17 protein-coding genes are annotated in these 24,057 nt (G+C 65.5%); 5 read left to right on the top strand and 12 right to left on the bottom strand.

The genetic code is table 11. From position 1 onward, the window contains the following. Positions 1-9: 9 nt before the first annotated feature. Positions 10-951 (bottom strand): SGNH/GDSL hydrolase family protein, encoded by a 942-nt coding sequence (locus B4L26_RS05165; RefSeq protein ID WP_290716633.1) that lies wholly within the window; start codon positions 949-951, stop codon positions 10-12. Positions 952-1,039: 88 nt separating this feature from the next. Between B4L26_RS05165 and B4L26_RS05170 the strand changes: the two genes are divergently transcribed. The 3 genes from B4L26_RS05170 (at position 1,040) to B4L26_RS05180 (ending at position 4,191) form a co-directional block, all read left to right on the top strand. Further along, the gene (locus tag B4L26_RS05170; protein WP_290716635.1) at positions 1,040-2,446 is read left to right on the top strand and encodes a cystathionine beta-synthase; all 1,407 of its coding nucleotides are present in this window, start codon (positions 1,040-1,042) and stop codon (positions 2,444-2,446) included. Next, on the top strand, positions 2,443-3,594 hold the full coding sequence (locus B4L26_RS05175) for a cystathionine gamma-synthase (RefSeq protein WP_290716637.1): 1,152 nt from the start codon (positions 2,443-2,445) through the stop codon (positions 3,592-3,594). Before B4L26_RS05170 ends, B4L26_RS05175 begins: the two co-directional genes overlap by 4 nt. Before the next feature lie 93 nt (positions 3,595-3,687). Next, positions 3,688-4,191: a hypothetical protein gene (locus B4L26_RS05180; RefSeq protein WP_290716639.1), complete on the top strand. Its 504-nt coding sequence runs from the start codon at positions 3,688-3,690 to the stop codon at positions 4,189-4,191. Between the two features lie 12 nt (positions 4,192-4,203). On the opposite strand, the gene B4L26_RS05185 is transcribed toward B4L26_RS05180, so the two are convergent. Further along, a complete protein-coding gene (locus tag B4L26_RS05185; protein ID WP_290716640.1) occupies positions 4,204-4,701 on the bottom strand; it encodes an SRPBCC family protein in 498 nt (165 codons plus the stop codon). Positions 4,702-4,786: 85 nt separating this feature from the next. Here B4L26_RS05185 and B4L26_RS05190 point away from each other — a divergent pair, with 85 nt between their 5' ends. Further along, positions 4,787-6,727: an amidohydrolase gene (locus tag B4L26_RS05190; protein WP_290716642.1), complete on the top strand. Its 1,941-nt coding sequence runs from the start codon at positions 4,787-4,789 to the stop codon at positions 6,725-6,727. A gap of 26 nt (positions 6,728-6,753) precedes the next feature. On the opposite strand, the gene B4L26_RS05195 is transcribed toward B4L26_RS05190, so the two are convergent. Next, positions 6,754-7,353: a TetR family transcriptional regulator gene (locus B4L26_RS05195; protein ID WP_290716645.1), complete on the bottom strand. Its 600-nt coding sequence runs from the start codon at positions 7,351-7,353 to the stop codon at positions 6,754-6,756. 14 nt (positions 7,354-7,367) lie between these two features. Continuing rightward, positions 7,368-9,668 carry an MMPL family transporter gene (locus tag B4L26_RS05200; RefSeq protein WP_290716647.1) on the bottom strand — a complete coding sequence of 767 codons (2,301 nt, stop codon included), beginning with the start codon at positions 9,666-9,668 and terminating at the stop codon, positions 7,368-7,370. Between the two features lie 145 nt (positions 9,669-9,813). On the opposite strand from B4L26_RS05200, the gene B4L26_RS05205 reads away from it, so the two are divergent. Further along, positions 9,814-10,170 (top strand): helix-turn-helix domain-containing protein, encoded by a 357-nt coding sequence (locus B4L26_RS05205; protein WP_290716650.1) that lies wholly within the window; start codon positions 9,814-9,816, stop codon positions 10,168-10,170. 2 nt (positions 10,171-10,172) lie between these two features. Here B4L26_RS05205 and B4L26_RS05210 read toward each other — a convergent pair whose 3' ends face one another. The 8 genes from B4L26_RS05210 to greA form a co-directional block, all read right to left on the bottom strand. Further along, on the bottom strand, positions 10,173-13,511 hold the full coding sequence (locus B4L26_RS05210; protein ID WP_324548169.1) for a DUF499 domain-containing protein: 3,339 nt from the start codon (positions 13,509-13,511) through the stop codon (positions 10,173-10,175). Positions 13,512-13,977: 466 nt separating this feature from the next. Beyond that, positions 13,978-16,758 carry a DUF1156 domain-containing protein gene (locus B4L26_RS05215; RefSeq protein WP_290716656.1) on the bottom strand — a complete coding sequence of 927 codons (2,781 nt, stop codon included), beginning with the start codon at positions 16,756-16,758 and terminating at the stop codon, positions 13,978-13,980. Between the two features lie 74 nt (positions 16,759-16,832). Further along, a complete protein-coding gene (locus B4L26_RS05220) occupies positions 16,833-20,318 on the bottom strand; it encodes a helicase-related protein (protein WP_290716658.1) in 3,486 nt (1,161 codons plus the stop codon). Between the two features lie 96 nt (positions 20,319-20,414). Continuing rightward, positions 20,415-21,017, bottom strand: coding sequence for a hypothetical protein (locus B4L26_RS05225; protein WP_290716660.1), 603 nt, complete (start codon positions 21,015-21,017; stop codon positions 20,415-20,417). Continuing rightward, complete coding sequence (locus B4L26_RS05230; RefSeq protein ID WP_290716662.1) at positions 21,017-21,406, bottom strand: hypothetical protein; 390 nt, start codon at positions 21,404-21,406, stop codon at positions 21,017-21,019. Before B4L26_RS05230 ends, B4L26_RS05225 begins: the two co-directional genes overlap by 1 nt. Before the next feature lies 1 nt (position 21,407). Then, the gene (locus B4L26_RS05235) at positions 21,408-22,106 is read right to left on the bottom strand and encodes a DUF4417 domain-containing protein (protein ID WP_290716665.1); all 699 of its coding nucleotides are present in this window, start codon (positions 22,104-22,106) and stop codon (positions 21,408-21,410) included. Positions 22,107-22,483: 377 nt separating this feature from the next. Continuing rightward, positions 22,484-23,236: a hypothetical protein gene (locus B4L26_RS05240; protein WP_290716668.1), complete on the bottom strand. Its 753-nt coding sequence runs from the start codon at positions 23,234-23,236 to the stop codon at positions 22,484-22,486. A 227-nt stretch (positions 23,237-23,463) separates the two neighbouring features. After that, positions 23,464-23,949 carry a transcription elongation factor GreA gene (greA, locus tag B4L26_RS05245; protein ID WP_290716670.1) on the bottom strand — a complete coding sequence of 162 codons (486 nt, stop codon included), beginning with the start codon at positions 23,947-23,949 and terminating at the stop codon, positions 23,464-23,466. Positions 23,950-24,057: the final 108 nt, after the last annotated feature.

Here is a 24,057-nt window from a genome sequence, read left to right on the forward strand (position 1 = left end):
CCGGCGGCTTCAGTGCGCGGCAGGAGACGGCAGCAATCGGCGGATGCGGTTGATGAGGCGGCGCGACTCGACCGCTTCGGACACCTCGGGTGGGGTCGGCAGTGGGCCGCCCCACTCGCCGACGGCGTCGAGCACCTCGGGCAACAGGATGCTCGCGGCAAGCGCGTACCCGGCCGCGGACGGGTGGTAGTTGTCGGGGGAGAACATGTGCTCGGGACGGGCCAGGAACTCCTTGGCGAGCACGTCGGCCATCGGGACCGCTCGACCGCCGTGCGCGCGCACCGCAGAGCGCTGGGCTGCGGCGAGTCGCAGGCTGTACTGCCGGATCACCCAGCGCAGTGGCTGCGGAATCGCTGTCACCACGCCGAGGTCGGGACACGTTCCGACGACGACTTTCGAGCCGGCGTCGACGAGGAGTTGCACGGCGTCGCCGAGGCGTCGCGCCGACAACCGGATCCGGTTCACCGCGGTGACGTCGTTACCTCCGACGAGGATGACGGCCACGTCGGGACGCGACCGTGTGATCAGCGACGCGTGGATCTGGGCGGCCAGACCCTTCGACGTCGCGCCGACCATGGCCTTGTTGCTGTAGCGCACCGCCTTGCCGGTTTCGCGGACCAGGTTGCGCACGATCTGCACGCCCGGCGTCTCTTCGGCGGTGTCGACGCCGAGCCCGGCGGCCGTCGAATCCCCGTACATCGCCAGGTGCAGGTCGACGTCGATCTCGCGCGAGTACGGCACCGGCCCGCGGCCGTCGGGGTAGTAGACGCCGTCGCCGTTGGGCGGGCTGTCAGTTCGGCGCGGGATGATTCTTCGGGCGTGGGCGGCCTGCGAATTCAAGTAGCGGTACGCGGCGTACGAGGCGGCGGCACTCGCGCCCGCGGCGACGACGGTGGCCTCCACGTCGCGCAGGATCCGATCGGCCTTCTCGTCGGGGTTCGCGGACGGCACGAGACCAACTCTACTGGGTTGGACCCAGCGTGACCGGCAACCACGGGGCCCGTGCGTCACCAGGCGGATCGAGTGCGACCATAGAGGTATGCGCATCGCCAATCATGTGATCGACCTGGTCGGCAACACGCCGCTGGTGAAGCTCAACTCGGTTACCGAACCGGGTTCGGGAACCGTGGCCGCCAAGATCGAGTACCTCAACCCGGGCGGCAGTTCCAAGGACCGGATTGCGGTCAAGATGGTCGACGCCGCCGAGGAGGCGGGGCTGCTCAAGCCGGGCGGGACCATCGTCGAGCCGACGTCGGGCAACACCGGCATCGGCCTGGCGCTGGTGGCCCAGCAGCGCGGCTACAAGTGTGTGTTCGTCTGTCCGGACAAGGTCGGCGAGGACAAGCGCAATGTGCTGCGCGCCTACGGCGCCGAGGTAGTCGTATGCCCGACCGCCGTCGCACCCGAGCACCCCGACAGCTACTACAACGTCTCCGACCGCCTCACCCGCGAGATTCCCGGCGCGTGGAAGCCCAACCAGTACTCCAACCCGGCCGGCCCGGCGAGCCATTACGAGACCACCGGCCCGGAGATCTGGCGCGACACCGACGGCAAGATCACCCACTTCGTCGCCGGCGTCGGCACGGGCGGCACGATCACCGGCACCGGCCGCTACCTCAAGGACGTTTCGGGCGGCGCAGTCAAGGTCGTGGGCGTCGACCCGGAGGGCTCGGTCTACTCCGGCGGGACGGGCCGCCCGTACCTCGTCGAGGGCGTCGGCGAGGACTTCTGGCCCGAGGCCTACGACCCGACGGTGCCCGACGAGATCATTGCCGTATCCGACGCCGACTCCTTCGAGATGACACGACGCCTGGCCCGCGAGGAGGGCCTGCTCGTCGGCGGATCGTGCGGCATGGCCGTCGTCGCGGCACTGGAGGTCGCCAAGCGCGAGGGCCCTGACTCGCTGGTCGTCGTGCTGCTGCCCGACGGCGGACGCGGATACCTGGGCAAGATCTTCAACGACGAGTGGATGAGCAGCTACGGCTTCTTGCGCTCGTCGCTCGACGGCGCCGACGCGGCCGAGCCCACCGTCGGCGATGTGCTGCGCGGCAAGAGCGGCGGCCTTCCCGACCTCGTGCACACGCACCCGCAGGAGACGCTGCGCGACGCCATCGAGATCCTGCGTGAATACGGGGTCTCCCAGATGCCCGTCGTCGGCGCCGAGCCGCCCATCATGGCCGGCGAGATCGCCGGTGCGGTGACCGAACGAGACCTGCTCTCGGCCGTGTTCTCCGGGCGGGCCGGCCTGGCCGACCCGGTGTCGAAGTTCATGGGCGAGGCCTTCCCGCTGATCGGCGCCGGTGAACCGGTGTCCGCGGCGACCAACGAGCTCAGCAAAGTCGACGCACTGATGGTCGTCGAGGACGGCAAGCCCATCGGCGTCATCACCCGCCACGACCTGTTGGCGTTTGTGAGCCTGCACCCCAACGTCGGAGGAAAAGAATGAGTGACGATCCCAACCAGGGATTCTCCACGCGCGCGATCCACGCCGGGTACGAGCCCGACCCGCTGACCGGTGCGGTCAACGTCCCGATCTACGCCAGCTCGACATTCGCCCAGGACGGGGTCGGCGGGTTGCGCGACGGTTTCGAGTACGCCCGCACCGGCAACCCGACGCGCCGCGCGCTGGAAGCCAACATGGCCGCGCTCGAAGGTGGGCGGTACGGCCGCGCGTTCTCGTCGGGCATGGCCGCCACCGATGCGCTGCTGCGCGCGACACTGCGCCCAGGCGACCACCTGGTGATCCCCAACGACGCCTACGGCGGCACGTTCCGGCTCATCGACAAGGTGTTCTCGCAATGGGGGATCACCTACTCGGTGGCCGCGGTCAACGACGTCGACGCGGTGCGCGCCGCGATCACGCCGCAGACCAAGCTGGTGTGGGTCGAGACGCCGACCAACCCGCTGCTCAACATCGGCGACATCGAGGCGATCGCTGCGGTCGCCCACGACGCGGGCACCAAGCTCGTCGTCGACAACACGTTTGCGTCGTCGTATCTGCAGCAGCCGTTGGCGCTGGGCGCCGACGTCGTCCTGCATTCGACGACCAAGTACCTCGGCGGGCACTCCGACGTCGTCGGCGGGATCCTGGTCACCGACTCCGCCGAGCTCGACGAGGCGATCGCTTTCCTGCAGAACGGTGCGGGTGCGGTGCCCGGCCCGTTCGACGTCTATCTAACGCTGCGCGGCATCAAGACGCTGGCGGTGCGGATGGACCGCCACTCCGACAACGCCGAGGCGGTCGTCGAGTTCCTCTCGGCGCACCCGGGCATCGAGAAAGTCCTGTACCCGGGCTTGGACGGCCATCCTGGCCATGCCGCGGCGGCCAAGCAGATGCGGCGCTACGGCGGCATGGTGTCGGTGCTCGTCGCCGGCGGGCGCCAGGGGGCGTTGGACCTGTGCGCCGGGACCAAGGTGTTCACCCTGGCCGAGTCCCTGGGCGGCATCGAATCGCTGATCGAGCACCCCGGCGCGATGACACACGCGTCGACGGCGGGTTCGCTGCTGGAGGTGCCCGACAACCTGGTGCGCCTGTCGGTCGGGATCGAGGACGCCGACGACCTCATCGCCGACTTGAAGCAGGCGTTGGGCTAGCGACCTCTGGTGGTCGAGGAGTCTGCCTTCTCGGTCGGGCGCGGTCGACGGGACCGGCGCGCAATAGTCGGCGTGGGCCTTTGGCTGATCGCGATGACCTATTGGTTCCTTCGGCCGAATCTGTGGGTCCTCGACCTAATCGTCATCCCGTTGGTGTGGCTTGTGTCCTTGGCGGGAATCGCGCTGCTCGGGTCCAGCACGATCCGTGCGCGCTCGGCGGCCGGGGCAGTGGTGGTTGCGCTCGTCGTCGCGATCACCGTCGTCGTCGGGAGCTGGTGGCAGGTGTCATCGCGCGGGTGGTTCGCCGTCAATCGGTTGATGTTCGAGAAGGCAGCAACGGTGGATCCGGGTACCGACTACTACGGAAATCGGCTGCCACTGCCACTGCGGTATCTCAGCGTCGGCGGCCGGGTGTCGTCGGGCGTTGGTCCGCTCCGCGACACCCGATTCTTCCCGCAGTGGGTGGGCGTCCCCGACGACGCCGGCGGCTATCTGTATCGGCCGTCGGGCTCACCGGAGGGCTTCGACATGTACGGGCAACTGTGCGAGGACCCGGCGTCCCTCGGTGGCGGTTGGTGGACGTGCGGGCTCAAGTGAGGACCTGTCAGGTCAGCTGAAGTGCTTGACCGTGTCGCGCTTGACGCTGCCGAACGCGGCCGCGGAGATCGGCGTCGAGAGAAACGACGGCAGTGCGACGCCACTGGTCCGCATGGCGAACTTCCACACGATGCGGCTGCGGCCACCGGGCGAAGGCGTCACCTCGGTGAACTCGCCGAACTGCTTGAGTCCGGGACGCGAGGAGATCTTGGCGTAGAAGGCGTGTCGATAGACGTGCTTGGCGGGGTCTTCGTCCCAGATGAAGAACTGCTCGTTGAGCGTTATCGCTCCGGCGGCGAGGACGGCGGTGCGCGTCGTCTTCTCGTCGTAGGGCTCGGGGCTGGTGTAGGTGACCTTCTTCAGTGCGCGGCACCAGTCCAGCGTGTTCTGCCGGGTGAACTCCGACCAGACGTAGTCCGGTTCGGCGGGGACCTCGACGTCGATGGTGTAGTTCAACGGCGCGGTGTCGAAGAAGGATTCGTCGGTGATCGGTTGCAGTGAGTACGGCATGGCGACGAGTGTATCGGTGCCGCGCGTTTTGATTGCGCGTTAGAGTCTGCTCGAACCGGCGGGTCGGACGGATGGAGACGATGTCATGTGGGTACCTCTTCGGGCGGCGGGAATCCTCTCGGCCGCAACGCTTCTCGCCGTCACAGTCGGGTGCGGCGGTGCGCGGAAGGACGACGCGGACGTATCGACCGTGTACATCGGAACGATCCTCACCGTCGACGCGAAGAACTCCGTCGCGCAGGCAGTCTCGGTGAGCCCGTCCGGGCACATCGTCGCGGTCGGATCGGAGAAGCATGTCCGCGAGGGGCTGCCCGCGGATGTGAAGACTGTCAAGCTGGCCCCGGGCCAGGTGATGGCGCCGGGGTTCGTCGATCCGCACATGCACTTGGGACCGACGATCGTCCAGGACCTGATGGGTACGCACAACATCGCGCCCTGCCTGCCGCCGCCCTATGAGAGCCGGAACCCGCAGCAGTGCGCCCGGGTCGCCGACGTCACGTCGGCGCTCCAATCGATGACGGTGAAGCCGACCGGTGCGCAGAACGCGAGCGAATTCATCCTCGGTATGAACTTGGATCCGTCGCGCCAACCGTTCGTGGCGGGCAGGTGCGGGACGACCGGGACGGCGACGTTCACCCAGCGCCCCAAAGTCTTCCTCGACGCCTGCGTGAGCAAGGAGCGACCCGTGCTGGTGCTTGACCAGTCCGGCCACCTTGCCTACGCCAACGACAAGGCGTTCGCCGCTGTCTGCGGTGGTCAGCCCAAGTGTGCGGTCCCCAACACGGTGACCGAGGCTGGCGGTGGATGGGTGACCGACGACAAGGGCGAGTTCACCGGTGTCCTGCAGGAGGCCGCCGGCTATGCGCCGTTCATGGCGGCGATGGGGAAGAGCAACCTGGCGGTGTTGGGACAGATCGATCCGAAGAAGTTCGTTGCCGAGAACATGCCGGTCGTCGCGAAATCCATCGACAAGTTGCGGGCGGCAGGGCTGACGACCATCGTCGACGGCGGTGTGCAGGGACGCAAGCAACTCGAGGCCGACGAACTGCTGACGCAGAACCCGGACACCCCGCTGCGCGTGACCGCGGCCGTCACTTTCGACACCGCTTCGCGGGACGGCATCACCGCCACCGGGCCGGGATGCGATCCGAGCGCCGATGCCGACTGCGTACTGCCCAAGTGGCTGGGAGCCCGTGGGATCAAGCTGTGGGTTGACGGCTCGACGCAGGGCTGCACGGCCAAGCTCGCCCCGCCGATTTCCTACCGCCCCGGCGGGCACTGCGACGGCGCCGGCGAGGGGCGCGCGGACGTCACCGGACCCGACGAGGTCGTCAAGGATCTGCAGCCGTACTGGACGCAGGGGGACTGGCAGATCCAGGCCCACGCCAACGGCAACGAGGCGAACCGGTGGATCGTGGCGGCGTTGGCGAAGATGCAGTTGCGGAAGAAGGCGACCCAGCCGGTGCTGATCATCCACCACACCGTCGTCGACGAGTCACTCTCCGCCGACGTGGCAAAGCTGCGACGGGGCGACTACGAGGTCGACGGGAAGAAGGTGCCCGCGCTCGACGTGCGCGTCACCCACTTGATCGGCCATGTTGCCTATTGGGGTGCCGCGTTCGACCAGATGCTGAGTCCCGGTGCGGGCGCGAACATCGACCCGATCGGTTGGGACCGCAAGTACGGCATCCCGTGGTCGATGCACAGCGATTCGATGGTGACGCCGTCGCATCCGCTGTGGTTCATTCAGCAGGCGGTCACCCGCCAGACGTGGGCGTACCCGGATTTCACGAAGTCCTACGTCCTCGGACCGCAGCACCGCGCACCGGTGCAGGAGGCATTGCGGGCGGTCACGATCGAGCCGGCTACCCAGCACGGCCTGCAGAAATGGGTGGGATCGCTCGAGCCCGGAAAGGTGGCCGATTTCGTCGTCCTCGGGGCCAACCCGCTGACGGTGGCGCCGGACAGGATCGGCGCGATCCCCGTCGTGAACACCTATCTCGGCGGTAAGTCGACGGCGAAGTAGGCGGGGTCGACCGCGGTGCAGCAGGCTCAGTCGCGCAGCGGGAGGCCTGCTTCGAGCAGATTCAGCGCTGTGATGAGCCGGTCCCGGGCCATCTCGTGGGTGATCTGTTCGGTGGACTGGGCGATGTGGAACATCACGCCGCTGACCGCTGCGACGAACGTTTGCAGCCGCAAATCGTCGGCCGGGATCCCGACGTAGTCGGCGATGAACTCGGTACCCTCGGAGATCGCCCGCTCGGTCTCCACCTGATGGGCGAAGCGCAGTTCGGGATCGCCGTTGATCAGTTCGAGGCGCTCATAGTTCGACGCCCATTCGTCTTCGAGGACGACGGTGAACAGGTCGTCGATCATGTGGCGCACGAGGTCGAAATGCGAGAGGCCGGGGGGAATGGCGGCGAAGGTGGCCTCGCGCACCTCGGCGAGATCGTCGCCGATGATCACCTGCTCCTTCGACGAGAAGTAGCGAAAGAAGGTCGTGTGTGAGACACCGGCGGTCTTGGCGATCTGCTCGACCGTCGTCGTCGAATATCCCTGCTTGGCGAACAGCTCCATCGCCGCCGCGCGGATGGCGGCGCGGGTGCGGGCCTTGTTCTGGGCCCGCACCCCGCCGCCGACCGTGACACTCATCGTCGGCGCTGGGCCTACGCGTTGGCGGGTTCGGCCTCGAGGCCGCGGTCGCGGACCGCTTCACCCTCGATGTCGAAGTTGAAGACCAACTTGTCCAGCCACTTGGGTAGACCCCAGGCACGGTCGCCGAGCAGCGCGATCACTGCGGGCACGACGGCCATCCGGATGATGAAGGCATCGAAGATGATTGCGATCGCGAGCGCGAAGCCCATCATCTTGGCCAGCGTGTCCGGCGACAACATGAACGCGGAGAAGACCGAGATCATGATGATCGCCGCGGACACCACGACGCGGGCGCCGTGCCGGTAGCCGGCAACGATCGCTTCCTTGGCCGGCATGCCGTGGATGTACTCCTCGCGCATTCGGCTGACCAGGAAGACCTGGTAGTCCATCGCGAGGCCGAACACCACGCCGATCAGGAAGATCGGCAGGAACGACAGGATCGGCTTCGGGTTGGCGATGAGCCCGAGCGCGCCCTCCTGGAAGATCAGGACCGTCACACCGAATGTGGCCAGCACCGAGAAGATGAAGCCGACCGTGCCGATCAGCGGCACCCACAGCGATCGGAAGACGCCGATCATGATGAGGAACGCCAACCCGACGACCACCGCCAGGTACGGGATCAGGGCCTTGGACAGTTTCTCCGACAGGTCGGACAGGATTGCGGTCTGACCGCCGACGTGGATCTCCGCGCCCTGCTTGGCAATGCTCGGGCTGAGCGCTCGGATCTTCTCGACCAGTTCGTGCGTCGCGGGGGCGCTCGGACCGGACTTCGGGGTGACCAAGAGCAGCGCGGTGTTTGCGTTGGTGTGCTTGAGCTGGTCGTCGGGGCCGGCGGGCGTTCCGTTGCCCAGCCACATCAGCGACTCCGGCGACTGGACGTCGGGCAGTGCGGCGATCTCCTTGATCGCGGCTGTCGCGGCGGCGTCGATCGTGCCGTTGTCGGTGTGCAGGACGACGAAGAGTTCGCCGCCCACGCCCTCGCCGAAGCCCTTGCTCATCAACTTCTGGGCGGCGACGGTGTCCTCGCCCTGGACGTCCATGCCCAACTTCATGTTGGTGGCAGGGATGGCGGCGATGACGAGGATCGCCAATCCGACGATTGTGACGACGATGGGGTGCTTCACCACGAAGCGCCCCCACCGGACGCCGTTGGTCACGGAGGTTTCCGAGCCCTCCGCCTGGCGGATCCACGGGATCTTCGGGCTGAAGGTCCGCTTGCCCGCCGCGCCGAGCAGCGCCGGGATCAGGGTGAGCGCGGTGAGGACGGCGACAAGAACACCGATGGCCGCGCCGAAGCCCATCTGGGTGATGACGGGGATGCCGATGACCATGAGTGCGGCGACGGCGATGATCACCGTCAGGCCGGCGAAGACGACTGCCGAACCGGCGGTACCAACGGCTCGACCGGCGGCGTCAGCGGGCGCGCCGCCGCGTTTGAGCTCGGACCGGAAGCGCGACACGATGAACAGCGCGTAGTCGATCGAGACGGCGATGCCGAGCATCGTCACGATGCCGGTGGCGGCCTGGTTCACGCTCATGAACTCGGTGGACAGGGTCAGCGCGAGGACGGTGATCCCGACGCCGACGATGCCGGTGATCAACGGGATGAAGGCGGCGACGACCGCGCCGAAGGCGACGATCATCACGACGAATGCGATGGCGAAGCCGAGCACCTCGGCGAGGCCCTGCTCGGGTTGCGCCTGCATGATGCCGCCGGTGGCCTCGACCTGCAGGCCGTTCACGCGGTTGCGTTCGAGGATCTTGGTGAGCTCCTCTTTGTCCTTCGCGGTGGCATCGATCATGTTGATCGACTGGTGGGTCTTGATCAGCCCAACGGTCTGGTCTGCGTTCAACACCTGCTTGGTCTGCGTGGCGATCATGGCCTCGGCCTGATCAGCGGGCAGCTTTCCGGCGGCCACGGCGGCGTCGATCTGGGCACGGATCAGCTTGGCGGCGTCGACGGGACCCACGACGGTCTGCGGCGCGACGATGCTGGGCAGCGTGCGCAGTTCCTCGACGAGCTTGTTGATCTGCTCGGTGTGCTTGGTCAGGTTGTCGCCCGGCTTGAGTGCGGCGACGACGATCGTCGTGTTGGCCTCTTCCTGGGCTTTGGTGATCTCCGGGAAGTTCTCGGTCATCTGCTCCATCGCGACACCGCCATCGGTGCCGGGCAGGTCGAAGTCCTTCGCGAACTTCGGCTGGAGCACGCCGACCAGCGTGATCAGGATCGCGAGTAGCGCGGTCCACGCCGCGATTACCCACCATTTGCGGTTGAAACAGAAGCGTCCGAGACGGAACAGTGCTGACGACATGCCGACAAGTGTTACTGACTAACACTTTTTCGGCAAGCGCAGGGGCGTGTGGAGTGGCCAGGCTCACCCGAAACGGTCGTGCGCCACCGCGAGTTCACATCTCTGTGTGCTGACAATCAGGTGTGCCGCGACGACTGTGGAAGATGTGCCGGAACGAGTGCGTGGGTCCCTGGATTGGGGCTCCTACGCAAACTCGTTCGCTCACCGACTGGTCCACGTCAGGCGCCTGCGCGGCCTCTCCCAAGAAGCCCTCGCGCACGAAGCCGGCCTGCATCGCAACCAGGTCTCCAACCTCGAGCGCGCCCGCAGCAACCGTGAGCCGTTCATTTCCGACCCGCAACTGTCGACGGTCTACCGGTTGGCCGTCGCACTCAACGTACCGCCCGCCTACTTGCTTCCCGACATCAACACTTTGCTTCCGAAGCAGTCGCCGGAGTTGACCGATGGATCCCGGGTGGAGAGGGAACTACGCGAGCGCCTCGGTAAAGACGCGGACGGGTAGGCCTACTCGAATTCGTTCGTCGTGAAGCGCAGAGTGCTGCCGTTCTCCCGCACGGTCCGGACGACGTTCTCGGTGAAGCCGTCGGGGGTGGATGCCTCGATCTCCAAGGTGATACGGACGGTTCCGCCAGACATTGACAAGTGCTGCAGCACTTCGGCGTGGATCTCGTTGAATGCCTTTGCCGGCAGATCGGGGTTGAGTGTCACGGAGCCGAAGTACTGGGTTTTCGGTGCTGGTGGTGCGGGGTGTTTGGGACCGGGTGGCGTAGGAGGCGGGTCGGGTTCGTCCTCGTCGGGGTGATCGTCGCGATAGTCCTTTATCTCTTCCTCGCGCTGGGCTTGGGCGACCGGCGGCTTGACGATTAGCGTTGAATCGACGATGTGCGCTGCCACGTCGTCGGTGGGCAGTCGCAGTCCGATAAAGCGGTTCTCGCCGTCGTCATAGCCGTCGGCGAAGGCGAATCCGTCTCTCTCCCAAAACATCTCGTCGTCGACGGAGCGCAGCCCGTCGAACAAGGTCTCGCGGTCGCGAAGACGGGTGAGGTAGGGATACGTCGCGTAGAAGGAATGAAGTTGCCCAGCCGAGAGGGCACCGGATTCCCATGCCGCAGTGAGTGGCCCGTCCAGGTCCATGCGGATGAGGGCGGCACTGCGGGCCGTCGCGATCTGGTCCTCGAGCTTGGCCGCGGTGCGCCCGATGAGGTCGGTGGTGGACCCGCTCGTGGACGAGGTGCCGACCGTGTACGTTGGCTCGCCCGAGGACTGCTTTGGGTAGAGGCCCCAGACAAAGGTGTCGAGTAAGCGCGTATCCACTATCTCGCTGGCGCGTTCCATCCGCATTTTGGCCTGCGAAGTCTGCTGACCGCCCAGCCCGAGGCTCTCAGCGTTCTCGTACACATAACGCCAAGCGATGAACTCACGGACCGATGAGTCGAGTTCGGGGGCACGCTTGTGGTCGGCGGCAACGAAGACCAACGAGTTCTTGTAGGCCCGGTTGCCGTCGCCGCGGTGCTCCAGGACATCGCCCGCCCAGTCCAACGCGTCACCGGAGGTAGAGCGGGCAGAGTGCACAAAGCGCATCGGCACGATCACCAGGCGCGTGCTCGGCTCGTCGGGGACCTCGGCCGACGAGGAGGGGCATACGTGTACGGCAGCGAATGTCATGTCCCGCGACGCCCTTCGGGCAACGGCGAGCCGCTTGTCTACTTCCTCCCAGACGTCGGCGTCGCGAAGGTTCTCAGCGTGGTCACGTGCTGCGCGCGTGGTGTTCGCCTGCGTGTCGTACCAATAGCGCGACGCCTCGGTGTAGAGGTAAGTGGATCTGTTGGCGAGGTGGTCGAGGGCGGAATGGAAGTTGCCCGGGGTGTCACCGGGAATGGCTGTGCCGAGGAAGATCCGCGGTTTGTCGACACCCTTGTGCGCCGTGTGCAGTGTCGGCGTGGCAGCCATGAAGATTGCCCGGGCAAGTCGTTGGGCATCGCCCCGCTTGCCGAACACGTCGTTATTCTTGTCGACCTGGAAGGGAACCGAAGTCTGACCTGCGACGTCGCCATCGATTATCGGGTGCCAGTTCTCGTCGAGGTAGTAGCGGATCTCGTCGACGAAATCCGGATTTTCCAACGGAACACCCCCGGGGAGGATGAGTGGCGCTTTGTCCTGGTCGCGCCAGAGCGAACCCACGATCTGGTTCATCACGCGCAGGACGCCGCGGGTCCGCTGAAAGCGCTCGAGGGTGGACCAATCCTCGTAGAGCCGATCGAAGAGCTCGGGGTGGATCGGGTAGCACTGCTTGATGCGGTCGATGTAGGCGTTGTCGCGGACCTCGCTGGGGAAGTCGGTGGCGTTCTTGCGGTAGAACTCGACGACGCTCTTGGCGATTGCGCTGATCTTCGACATCGCGTTTGCGTCGGGAGTGGCGAATATGCGTCGCCGGACGATTTCAAAGCTCTCCTGCGCGTTGGCGGGCTGCCATTGGTCGGCGGTGCGCCCGACGATCTGCCGTAGGCGTGACAGCGCTTCGCGGCCGTATTCGCCGCCGACTTCCTCGTCGGAGATCTCGTCCTTGCCGTCGTTCGGGTTCGACGACGCGGGGATGGAGATCACCACCTGGACGCCCTTGGTCGCCTTGGCCGCCTCGGTGAGCGTCTGGGCGAAGGTGAACTGGGTGTCGAAGTCACCGGCCGGCAGACCGGCGGTGTTGACGAGCTGTCGCGCGTATGCGACCCATTCATCGATGAGGATCACGGCCGGGGCATACAACTCAAAAAGTTCGCGAAGGGCGGCGCCGGGACTGGTCGAGGTGCGGTCGGCATCGGCGACGATGTCGAAAGCATCCTGTCCACCGAGTTGCCAAGCGAGTTCGCCCCACATGGTGCGGATTCCGGGTCGGCCGCCGCGGGTGTCCGGCTTGGCGGGCTCCAGTTGGTTGCCGACGAGGGCGACACGCCGGATCTTGGTGTTGCGCAGTTCGTCGAGTGGTTTGGCGAGGACGGCGACGTCGTCGGGGTAGGCGCTGCTCGGGATGCCGGAGGCCAGGTGCCACAGTGCGAGCATCGAGTGCGTCTTGCCGCCGCCGAAATTGGTCTGCAGGTTGACGACGGGGGAGGCGTTCAAGTCGCCGGACAAGCGTGCGACGTTGCGCTTGATCAAGTCCGTCAAGCCGTGCGTGAGGTAGGTCCGTTCGAAGAACGGGACCGGATCGGTGTACTCGGGGTTCTTCTTGGCGTCGGCGTTCGGATTGGCGACCGAGTAGAGGTCGGCGGCGAACTCTGCGGCGTTGAAATCGCCGCTGGCGACGTCGGGGTGCGGCGAGAGCACCTCGCGCCACGGTGGCAGGTTGTCCGATCCGACGGCGAGGCTCGGATTGGCGCGCGCGGTGTGCGCATCCTCACGATCGTGAGCGATGCGCACGACGTCGTTGCGCAGTTTGCGGACTTGGTCGGCCTCGGTCGGAGCGCCGATCGCCATGAGGAAGCGCTCGGTGGTGTCGAGGGCACGTTGTGTGTCCTCGTTGGTGAACGCCTCGTTGTGGGAGTCCTTGTTGCGGACCTCGAAGAGTTCGGTGGCCCAACTCGTTTGGGTGCGGGACAGGTGGTCGTTGAACGGATACCACCCGCGTCGGACCGCATTGGGGATGTTGTTGGTGATGATGCGAAGCCCGACCAGCGGATCGTCGGGGTTGTAGATCTTGTCTGCCGGGGCGCCCTTGCCTTGGTCGCGAAGCCTGATCAGGTCCACCCAGGAACTGTCCCCGAGTTCGGGGGCCAGGACCTTGGTGTGGAAGCGGTTCAGCGCAGGACCGAGCAGATCCATCGCCCGATGGACGCGGTCCCGATTGTTCATGGCCACAGCGAATCCTCTTGTACACAACGAGTTGGTAGCTGAACCGTATCGCGACGCACTGACGCCGCGGATGTCAGACGCTTCATAACGTGTTGTTCATTGTCATTCGGACGTGGATGGGACTCGGAATGGAAGGAGTGCAGCGATGGCACTCCCTGAGCGAATCCCCCCGGGTTCGGTCGCCAGCGTTGAGGACGTGCAAGTCACTGTCGGGGGACGGCTCACGCGCACCCGTCGTACGTGCGCGGGTGTCGGCGTCGACCAGGCCGAACTGGAGCGACGTGCACGGGAGGCCGGGATGTCGGTCTCGAAGTACACTCGGCGACTCATCGAGGCACACCTCGCCAGGCCGGCCGGGTAGCGTTCCGCGGAACGTTTTCGCACCTGGAGTCACTTCCGTACCAGTCGTGGGCTCGGTCGATGCGGATCTGGGCTCGATCGGCGGGGATTTGGGCTCGGTCGGCGGTTAGAGGAGGGTGCCCTGGGAGCCGGTGGTTCCGGCACCGCGGGCAATGTCGTTCCAGGCGGCACCGAGTTGGTTGAAGTCGACGGCGAGCGCCGTCTTCTTCCGGTCCTCGGCCAGCTTGAAGAGCAAACCGGCCAGCTCCCGGCACAGATCACGGTCGACGGTGGACGGGACCTGACCAAGCAGGGCCGAGGCGGCGGGAATGCCATCGGTCGCCAGCGCACGGGTCAAGTGCATGACGACCTCCCACTGACTGATCGCGTCATCGCCGGCGGGGTCGTAGTCGGCGGGCATGTCGCGTGGGGCGATCAGTGCCACCTTGCCGCCGCCCTTGGTGAGGATGCCGGAGCGTTCGAGGTGGTCCAACGAGATGCGGCCGGTGGCGTTGGATTCGGCGTCGCCGAACGGCCCGGTATCGAAGGCGTACAGGCGGAACCAGGTGAGGGCGTATCGGGTCTCGTCATCGAAGTCATTGACCATCTCCTCAAGCACTTCATCAAGGATCACGTTGATGCGTTGCAATGCGCTGCGAACAGTCATGGGTGATCCGTCGTCATTCATGACCCGGCTGTAGCGCGAGAAGACCGTCATTCCTGGGCCGATTGCGGCTTGGCGTCGGTCCACGGGGGCAATCGAGCCCTGCTGCAGTTCCCGAAGCTTCTGCGGCAGTTCGGCTTTCAGTGCTGCAGTGAAACCCCGACGGTCGATGCGGGGAGCGTCCTCGGGTCGCGGGCGGAGGGCAAGGACGATGGAGGAGGCGAGGGCATTGGTGCCGTGGCTGAGCATGCGATTGCCGAGTTCGGAGCGCATGGGCCAGGTGGCGGTGATCTGCCAGCCCGACTGAATCATGCCCTCCAGCAGAGTCTCCCAGCCGGTGGATACTTTCCCGTCCTTCGAGGTGTCCTGCTGTTTGAAGGCGTAGTAGACGGTGATGGGAAAGTCGGGGAGTGCGTTCTCGCGGGCCCGTCGGAAGACTTCGCGGAATCCGTCCTCGAAGAATTCGTGAGCGCCCTCTCGACCTCCGTGCCGATAGGGATTGGCGACGAGCTCTTCGGCCTTCGGTACGAGCATGGTGGAGAGCAGGTTGGGATGCACATCCCTGAGTGAGCGTCGTAGCCATACGTAGAAATAGTCGGAGAGATCTGAGTAGCCGATGTTGTCGTAGTAGGGCGGGTCAGTAGACAGGAGATGACTTAGATGGCGCTCCTGCGCTGATGCCTGGATTGCGTCGCCAGTCCCGCTGCCGATCCATGACGCCAACGATTCCGCCGCCCACTCAAGCTGCCCGCGAAAGTTGCCCGTGGATGACGAGAACAGGTTGGATTCGGCGAAGTCCCAGTTCATTGGGAGAGCCTGCCGCGCGAACGCGTTTCGGATCTTCGATGCCGATGAGTCCCAGCTGGAGATCGTTGAGGAACGGTCGACAGTCCTGCTCACTGCAAAACCCATGTAGGTCGCCACCGCATCGGCGTAGGCGGCGGCACTGGTACCGCCGGCTTCGAGGCGATCGCCTTCTGGCATGCCGGAAACCAGGGCGTCGTGCAGGATTCGTTCCCGGGCCTCGCCGACGAGATCGCTGAAGGTGGTGAGTGCGGTCAACTGGCGCGGAGTGAAGAGGTCCGCGAAGGTCGTCATCCCGTAGTTCGGTGTCTTGAAGTCGCGCGGGTTCTTGGGGAGGTCGCCTGCGGGAACGTCCGTCGGACGTGGAACGTCAGCCGCCTGCTCGTGCTTGATGGTCGGCGCGAGGTAGACCCTTCGTCGATCCCCTTCGGCCACCGTCGCCATGAGCTGAGCTCCCATCCGACCGGCCTGTCCTTCGGCGCGGATGTATTTCAACTCGACGGCCGACCCGCAGCGCACACAGGTCGCGCCCCGCCGTCCGACGGTCCCGTCGGTCTCGGCCGTCGGTGCCTTCGCCGGATCATGGCCGATCTCGAAGCGCACGGTCTTGCCGTCGATGACCGGCACGACGTAGGCCTCCTTGCCCTTCTTCTTGCCCAGCCACCACGAGCGCACCAGCGGCATGGCGATGCGGCATTCAGGGTTGGGGCAGGTGACCGTGCGCGCCCAGATCCACGCGATTACCGTTGCCTCGGTGCCATCGGGGAGTATCGCCTTCGGGTACAGGTGACCGATGCGCTTCTCCGCCTCGTCGCGCATCCACTGGCCGTACCGGCGGACGTCTTCGGCGAGGCCGGTGGCGCGCGGCCACTCCTGGAAGGTCTCGTCGGCGGCACCGGGGAACACCGGGCGCCGACCGGCGAACTTCGGTGGGATCTCGATCAGTGCCTTGTTGATGAGCACCGCGACCGGATTGAGGTCGGAGGCGTGGGCCTCCAGGCCGAGGCGCTGCGCCTCCAGCGGGATGGTGCCACCGCCGGCGAAGGGGTCGAGAATGGGCGGCGGGTTGCCGTCAGTCGAGTCCAGGATCTTCTGGTGTGCTTCACGCAGCAGAGCCTCGTCGTTGGAGTTCTCCCAGACGACCAGTCGTTCCATGAGTTCGAACAGCCTTTTGCGCTCCAACTCCTGGTCCTCGATGGTGGGGTACAGGTCGGGGCGCGATGCGGGATCGTCGACGAGCTGGGCGAAGAGTACGGCTCGGGCTGCTGCGAGGGGTCGGCGGGCCCACCACAGGTGCAGCGTCGACGGGTGACCGTGCCGGATCGACTTTTCCCGTGCCGACTCCTCGTTGATCTTCTGCAGCGGGATGCTGACTTCAATGAGCTTGCGTCGCGCGACGGCCGGAACCGGCAGATCAACATGTTGTGCAGAGTCGGACACAGGCACCCCTTGGTGAGATGAGCAGAACGTTCCAGCCTACCGCACAATACGATGTGTGTCCGACGCGACTGCGATCAGTGCGGCGGATGTCCCTTGACCCAGACCTTCTTCCACTGCAACTGCACGCCTGCGACGTCGGCATCGCCGAGGTGGACGTCGCTGAAGTAGTCGGTCAGATAGCGGATCTCATCGTGTACGGGGCCCTGCGGGCTCACCGACACCAGCACCAGCCGGTGCTGCGGTCCGGTGTTCAACGCATGCAGCACCTCGTTGTAGGACACGAAGACGCTGTCCGCACCTTCGACGCGGCCCTTGACCTCCAGGAAGACCGTCGGCTCGGCGGTGCCCGGCGTCGTCGAGCGGATGTCGAAACCCTTGTTGTTGTGCGCCATCTCCTCGGGTTCGCGGCCCAGCGAGCGCTCGGACGCCAATGCCAGGTCGACGGCGCGGCGCTCGCTCACCGTCGTATCGCGGGCGTACTGGGCGATTGACCCGCCGAGCATTCCGGCGGGGATGACCAGCATGACTGCGGCCAGCTCGGGGAGCTTCGCAGTCAGCGCCCGCTGCCGGTCCAGTTTCGCCAAGCGACGGTCAAGGCGCAGCTCGAGATCCTCGGCGCGTGCCGCCAGCGTGTCGGGGCTGTGTCGGCGCTTGCGGCGACCCCCGCCGGTCGCATCCTCCTCGCGCAGCCGCGCGACCTCGCCGTGCAGATGGTTGATTTGTCCGTGCAGGCGCGAGCGCACCGCATCGGCGGTCCGGTCGATCTCAGGAACCAATCGGGCACGCACCTGTGCCAAATGCTCGGGTTGGGCGGTGCCCGCTGCCCAGCCCATCGCGGTATCGGCCAAACCGCCGGCGATCCAGCCGGACGTCAGTGCGCGATCAGCGGCACGGCGAGCCGCGGCCCGATCCGTAGCGGAGTCCAACGGGGCGAGATCGAGATGGGGTGCGGGCCCGGCGTCGACGGTGGTTCCGTCGGATCGAAGCTCGACGAAACTGAACCTTTTGCTCACCACATGCCCGGTGCCGTCGACGATCTCGCCGGTCAAGGCGACGATCACCCGCGGCTGATCGCCCGGATCGGACTGGTCGAACAGGAGCGCGCCGCCGCGCAGCTCGTCGAAACCCCGCTCGATCGTCGTGTCGACCACCGCGTCGAGCAATGGATGTCCGGGTGCCAGCAGGTCGATGCGGTGGCGCACGCCTTCTGCGGCGGCGGGTTCGAACGCCACCCGCTCATAGGCCCGCACGACCGGTCGGCCCCCGTGTTCGCGTCGGACCGGTCGGTCACGCAGGACCAGCGGCACGTTGGAGATCTGGAATTGCCCGTGCTCGCGCTTGGCAAGCCGGCCGCCGACCGCGCCGAAGGCGTCGCGGAAGAAACGTTCGATGTAGTGCGGCTGCAGCCGACGTGCCTGCGCCTCGTCCATCTCGCGGCGCAACTGCTCCAATTCGAGCGGGCCGAGGGTCTCCCGCGCGAGTGCACGGGATTCGACAAGGTCGCGGCACCCGTCGGCGACCGTCGCATCCACGACCCGCTCGATCTCCTCCAGCCGCTTCGGGTCGTCGCCGTAGCGAATCGCCTCCATCAGCAGCTCGCGCAGGGGCGTATCGGTGAATGACTCGCCGAGGACGTCGAAGAGTTTGCCGTCGTAGGCGCGGCGCTGCTGCTCCATCTTCTCCAAGAGCCGTAAGTAGACCTGGCCCTCGCGGGTCTGATCGGCGACGACGTTCCACAACCGGCAGACCTGCTTCTGCCCGATGCGGTGGATGCGGCCGAAGCGTTGTTCCAGGCGGTTGGGGTTCCACGGCAGGTCGTAGTTGATCATCAGGTTCGCGGCCTGCAAATTCAGGCCCTCACCGGCAGCATCGGTGGCGACGAGGACTTTCCGTCGCGGATCGTTGGTGAACTGCTCGCGCAAGGCCACCCGCTCGCGTCGCGGGGTGCCGCCGTGGATGGTGAGCACCGCCTCGTCGGAGCCGAGAACGTTGCGGATCTGGCGCGTGAGGTACTCGAGGGTGTCGCGGTGTTCGGTGAAGATGATGAGCTTGCGCGGTTGTCCGTCGGGGCCTTGCAAGAGCTTGCGGTCGGTCAGCAGGTCGCGTACCTCCGACCATTTGCGGTCGACACCGGAGTCGCGCACCCGGGTGGCCATGGCGACGAGGTCGTCGAGCTGGGCGATCTCGACGTCAAGTTCGGCGACGGTCCGCGCCGCGGTCGCGGCGTCGACGACCTCATCCGCCGTGGCCTCGTATTCGGCAGCGTCGTAGTCGTCGGAATCGTCCAAGTCGGCAGGGTTGACCCGGGGTGTGTCGGCGAACGGGTTACGCCCCGCCTTGAGTTCGGCGCGCATCGTCGTGAGGCGGTCGCGGCGCCGTTGCAGGCTGCGCAGTATCGCGTGGGTGCTCGACGCCAGGCGCCGCTGCAGCACCGTGAGGGCGAAGCCGACGGTCCGCCGCTGTGGTGAATCGCCCTGCGACTCGGCGCGGTTCATCTCCTCGCGCACGTAGTGGGTGACTGCCTCATACAGTTCCAGTTCACCGTCGGAGAGGTCGTAGGGGACCGTCTCGGCGATCCGCTCGGGGAACAGGGGCTTGCCCTCGAAGGTGAGTAGCTCCTCTTTGACCATCCGGCGCATCAGCCCAGTGGTGTCGGGGGTGGGTGCACCGGGCAGCTGGTGGCCGGCGAAGCGGTCCTCGTCGAGCAGGGAGAGGAAGGCGGCGAAGTTGTCGTCGCTGCCCGAATGGGGAGTAGCCGTCATCAGCAGCAGGTGACGGCTGATGGAACCGAGCAATTGGCCGAGCTCGTAGCGCCGGGTCATCCGCAGTTCGCCACCCCACCAGTTGGCCGACATGCGGTGCGCCTCGTCGACGACGACGAGATCCCAGTCGGTGTGCGAGAGCGTTTCGAGGAGGACCTCGTTACGGGCGAGCTGGTCCATTCGCGCGATCATGATCGGGTGAGCGGCGAAGGGATCACCGTCGACGCTGGTCTCGACCATCTCCCGGGACAGCAGAGTCGCGGTGATCGCGAACTTCGTTTCCAGCTCCTCCTGCCACTGCTCGACGAGGCCGCCCGGCGCGACGATGAGCATGCGCGCGAGGTCGCCGCGCAGCATGAGTTCCTTGGCGTAGAGCCCGGCCATGATGGTCTTTCCGGCGCCAGGGTCGTCGGCGAGTAGAAACCGCAGCGGTGTGCGGGGGAGCAGGTCGCCGTAGACGGCGCGAATCTGGTGGGGTAGTGGGGAGATGTCACTGGTGGCCACGGCGACCATCGGATCGTGGGAGCCGGCCATCCTGATGCGCAGCGCCTCCGTGGCGAGCTTGAACCGGGTGGGATCGGCGTCGAAGGTCCAGCCCGACTCGGCCCCCGATGCGATGGTGAGGCCGTCGAGTTCGGCTTCGTAGAGCATCTCCTCGGCGACACCGGTCTCGTCGTCGCGAATGACGATGGCCAATGCCGCGTCGCCGTGCGGTGTTGTGGCGACGACGGTGACTGGTCGTGGCCAGCGCCCGGCCAGGCGCGTTCCGGCAGTGATGTCGGCAAGGGTGAGTGGCATCGGCGTCCCCGTCGTCAAGGTGCAAAGCCGACTGACACTACACCAAGATGCACATCACTGTGTGCAATCCCGCCGTGTGCTCGGATCTCCAATGGTTCAGTTGGGGACGAGCAGATCCTCGATCGGAAGGATCTCGCGACCTACTTCGTACTCCTCGCCCAACTCGTTATCCCAGTCCCATTCGATACTCCGATCGGCGATGTCAACAGTCGCAACAGAGTCGGCGAAAGACACTTGCATCCCTTCCATGTGGTGACCGTTCTTCCCGACCACGATTGCACCGCCGGCGAACTCGAAGATGACGGCGTAGTCGGTGACGTACTCCCACGTGGGCTCACCGCTCATCAATTGTGTGATGGACTCGCGCACAATGTAGACGTTGTGGATTGGCTCGCCGCGATGCTGGAAAAACACCCGGCCGCCGTTCTCGTCGGCGATGAGGCGCTTGCTCCCGTCCCTCACGCTAAGCAACGGGTATTCGTCGGGCTCCTCCTCGAAGGCAGCCTCGGTCAGTTCGTTGTGGATCGCCAAAGTAACACCTCCGGCAGAGACGACGACGTCGTCCCATGCGAAAAGGTGACGCGGCTTCTCGGGGACTTTCTCGCCGGTGACCAATCGCCACGGCGTGCCAACGAGTGCTGCTAGTTGGTGGAGCGAACTCTGGTCGAGGTTGAGCATCGCGTGCTTCATGATCGTCATCACCGTGATTCTTTCAGGACGAAGTGGATTTTCTGGTACGCCGCGATCTTGCGACCGCTGGAGGACTCCACCCAGATTTCGACTGCTGGACTGCCATTGCTGGTTGTGACAACTCGGTAGACGACGAGGGAGTTGTCGTCGAATCTCACGCGGTCGCCCTTGCCGTTAGGCAAGGGGTCGGGCCTGCCGTCCCTGGACAGGGTCTTCCAGAAGGAGTCAGCGGTCGACATCGGGTTGTCGGAGACAATCGCGCGGGTGTTCCTGCTCTTCACGCCGAAGTAGCCGCCGGGTGTAAGTGGATACTCGTAGCTGAGTGCCTCGATGTTGTTCGCGAGAGCGCTAGAAGAACTTGGACCGCTGGTCGCCCCGCCACCGCTGCGCGCACCCACCTCAGGCCGCCTTGTTTCGGCGGGTGCGATCGGCGTCGAAGTGAACTAGTTCAATGCCGGAGAGCTCGCGACGAACCACCCGGTTGATGGGCCCGTGGAGTATGACTGCCGACGGCGCGAGCCGTTCTTTGAGGTCGCTGAGCCCCATCGTGAAGCCGTGGCGGAGATCCCCCGCCCGCCATGAGCCGTGGGTGGATACAGCGACCAAAGAGCCGTATTGGACACCGGCAAAGCAGTGGTCGTAGTCGGATCGGTCGCACCATCGCACGTGAGGCACGACCGTAAATCCGTGATCAGCGAAAACACGGCCAATCGCTCGATTGAGCCAGGTGGCCGTTTGCCGGAATTGCGGTGGCCACTCGTCCCAGATTGAGAAGTCTGGCGAGCTTATACCCCAGACTCCTTCCCAGCTGGAGGCGAACCGTGCTGGGTTCCATAGCAGCCGCCTGAGCTTCTTTTCGTCGACATAGAAGTTGAGCATTGTTCCGGCGCGTGGGTCGGCGCTTGCTACCTTGTCGAACGGCCGAGTCTCCCGTGGCACGTCAGTCGGTAGAACTAGTGGGAGCTGGGGAATCTTGTAGGGCCCGTCTACCGGACATCCGTAGGGATACCAGTCGGGGATTCCCTGGATGAGTCGCGGCGTGGCCGTCCAGATCGACGGTGGTTGTTCAGGCTCGGCATGTGGCGGGTGGTCTACCATGAAGACGTCCTCTCGTGCTTCGCAGTGCAGGCGGACGGGTTGAGGCGGTTGCAGCCGCCTTGGCGCGCGGGGTGGGTGCTTGCAGGCACTCACCCCGTTCTTGTTTGGCCTTCGGTGTCAGGCTGATCGCCTCCTCGCGCTGATCGCTGACAGGTTGTACGTGCCAGCGGCCTTGCGGCATCCCCGGGCGGGAATGCCTACTGGCTTTTATGTGCGCGAATCGCGAAAAGGAGTCGCTGACTTCAAAGATTTCTTCGCGGCCACCTCGGCAGCGCGCTCAACCACTAGTGCGGCACGTTTCGGCGACACACTCGCTCGATTCGCCGTAACCTTGCGGCTGCCCAATGATGACTCGGCGACAAGCTTCTCAATCTCGCTCATGACGCTCCCCTCTGGGGGTTGTTGCGGACCGCGCTGGCGCGCTCGCGCTTGAGGATTCCTTTGACAGCATTGACGCTGACACCCAGGTCAGCGGCGATGGCAGCGTTGCTGTAGCCGCAGGCTGCCATAGCCAGGACGCGAGCTGCTCTCGGGTTTGATGCGCCTTGCAGGATCATTGTGGCCGCCTGGCTGCGGATCACGTCGTCCTCAACGCTGGTGACGGCACCGCTGTCCAATATCTCGAGGTCGTCGGTGACCAGTTCGGTGTTGGGGTCCGGTTGACCCTTCTTCCAGAACCGGTAGGCGTTGGCGAACTTGAACAGGCACTGGTTGATGAAGAACGTCTTAAGTGAGGCACCTTTGGTCGGGTCCCAGATTCCCTTCGCGAGCACATTGTCGCGGTAGGCGACAATCGCGACGGCGACTGTCTCAGTGGCGATGTCGTCCGGGCTGTCCTTGTCTGCACGGACCCAGTCTGGGATGTCAGGGCACCGTACGTTCTTTTCCGCACACTTGCTGGCGATGGTGCCCTTGCGTATCCACGACGCGATGACCGCCACTCCGTATTCCGCTAGCACCCGCTCGACGAACGTCCAGTCTGGGCCGGTGAAATTAGCGCGCTGCAGGGCGGCCAGGAGGTTACGGTCGGCAGCTAGCCGGTCTTGGCGTTCTCGGTCGTCGAGGTGGTGAAGTTGCTGCCAGGCATTTGCCGCGTTCGAGAGTCTGGGCGTCCCGAAGGAGGGTTTCACGTGCAGCGTCCTTCCCGCGCCTGAGCAAACGACTACATTTTCCCACACGTCTCGACCAGCACAGGTCCCGTGACACCCGGAGGTGGGTGCGGGGTCAGAGGTGCCATCGGCATTGGAAGGCAGACGGCCGGAATGTTTTCCGGGAGGAGGGATCGCCAATGACGCGGTCGTGACAGGACGTATGCCGCGGAGAAATGGGACTACAGGCCTGAGGTGAACCGGCAGGCTCAGCCGTGGTACGGCTCAGCAGCGACCAGCGTGACCTTGACCTGCTTGCCCGACGGCACCGAGTACTCGCGGGTGTCGCCGACCTTGGCATTGATCAGGGCGGCGCCCAGCGGCGAACTCGGCGAGTAGATCTCCAGCGACTCGTTGCCGCTGTCCTCGCGGGTCGCGATCAGGAACGTCTCGGTGTCGGACTCGTCGCCGTCGTAGTACACGGTCACGACCGAGCCGGGCAGGGCCACACCCGATTGCGTCGGCGCCTCGCCGACCTTGGCGTTGTTCAGCAGTTCCTGCAGCTGGCGGATGCGCGCTTCCTGCTGGCCCTGTTCTTCGCGGGCGGCGTGGTAGCCACCGTTCTCCTTGAGGTCGCCTTCTTCGCGGCGCTCGTTGATCTCGGCGGCGATGACCGGACGGTTGGCGATCAACGAGTCCAACTCGCCCTTGAGGCGGTCGTGCGACTCCTGCGTCAGCCAGGTGGTGTCGGTCATGGGTACTCCTTCGTCTGGTCCGGATCCCGTTCGCGCACCGATCTGGGCGTGAGCGGGTGGACTCGTCCTAAATGCAACTGAACACGGCCCCAACAGTTCCGGGGCCGT

The organism is Gordonia sp. UBA7599 (assembly GCA_002477755.1).
Taxonomy (GTDB): Bacteria; Actinomycetota; Actinomycetes; order Mycobacteriales; family Mycobacteriaceae; genus Gordonia.

What these genes read in the sequence shown, in the direction of transcription:
- B4L26_RS05170 (WP_290716635.1), top strand. Translation starts at nt 1,040, where the DNA reads ATGCGCATCGCCAATCATGTGATCGACCTGGTCGGCAACACGCCGCTG.
- B4L26_RS05175 (WP_290716637.1), top strand. Translation starts at nt 2,443, where the DNA reads ATGAGTGACGATCCCAACCAGGGATTCTCCACGCGCGCGATCCACGCC.
- B4L26_RS05180 (WP_290716639.1), top strand. Translation starts at nt 3,688, where the DNA reads ATGACCTATTGGTTCCTTCGGCCGAATCTGTGGGTCCTCGACCTAATC.
- B4L26_RS05185 (WP_290716640.1), bottom strand. Translation starts at nt 4,701, where the DNA reads ATGCCGTACTCACTGCAACCGATCACCGACGAATCCTTCTTCGACACC.
- B4L26_RS05190 (WP_290716642.1), top strand. Translation starts at nt 4,787, where the DNA reads ATGTGGGTACCTCTTCGGGCGGCGGGAATCCTCTCGGCCGCAACGCTT.
- B4L26_RS05195 (WP_290716645.1), bottom strand. Translation starts at nt 7,353, where the DNA reads ATGAGTGTCACGGTCGGCGGCGGGGTGCGGGCCCAGAACAAGGCCCGC.
- B4L26_RS05200 (WP_290716647.1), bottom strand. Translation starts at nt 9,668, where the DNA reads ATGTCGTCAGCACTGTTCCGTCTCGGACGCTTCTGTTTCAACCGCAAA.
- B4L26_RS05210 (WP_324548169.1), bottom strand. Translation starts at nt 13,511, where the DNA reads ATGAACAATCGGGACCGCGTCCATCGGGCGATGGATCTGCTCGGTCCT.
- B4L26_RS05220 (WP_290716658.1), bottom strand. Translation starts at nt 20,318, where the DNA reads ATGCCACTCACCCTTGCCGACATCACTGCCGGAACGCGCCTGGCCGGG.
- B4L26_RS05225 (WP_290716660.1), bottom strand. Translation starts at nt 21,017, where the DNA reads ATGACGATCATGAAGCACGCGATGCTCAACCTCGACCAGAGTTCGCTC.
- B4L26_RS05235 (WP_290716665.1), bottom strand. Translation starts at nt 22,106, where the DNA reads ATGGTAGACCACCCGCCACATGCCGAGCCTGAACAACCACCGTCGATC.
- greA (WP_290716670.1), bottom strand. Translation starts at nt 23,949, where the DNA reads ATGACCGACACCACCTGGCTGACGCAGGAGTCGCACGACCGCCTCAAG.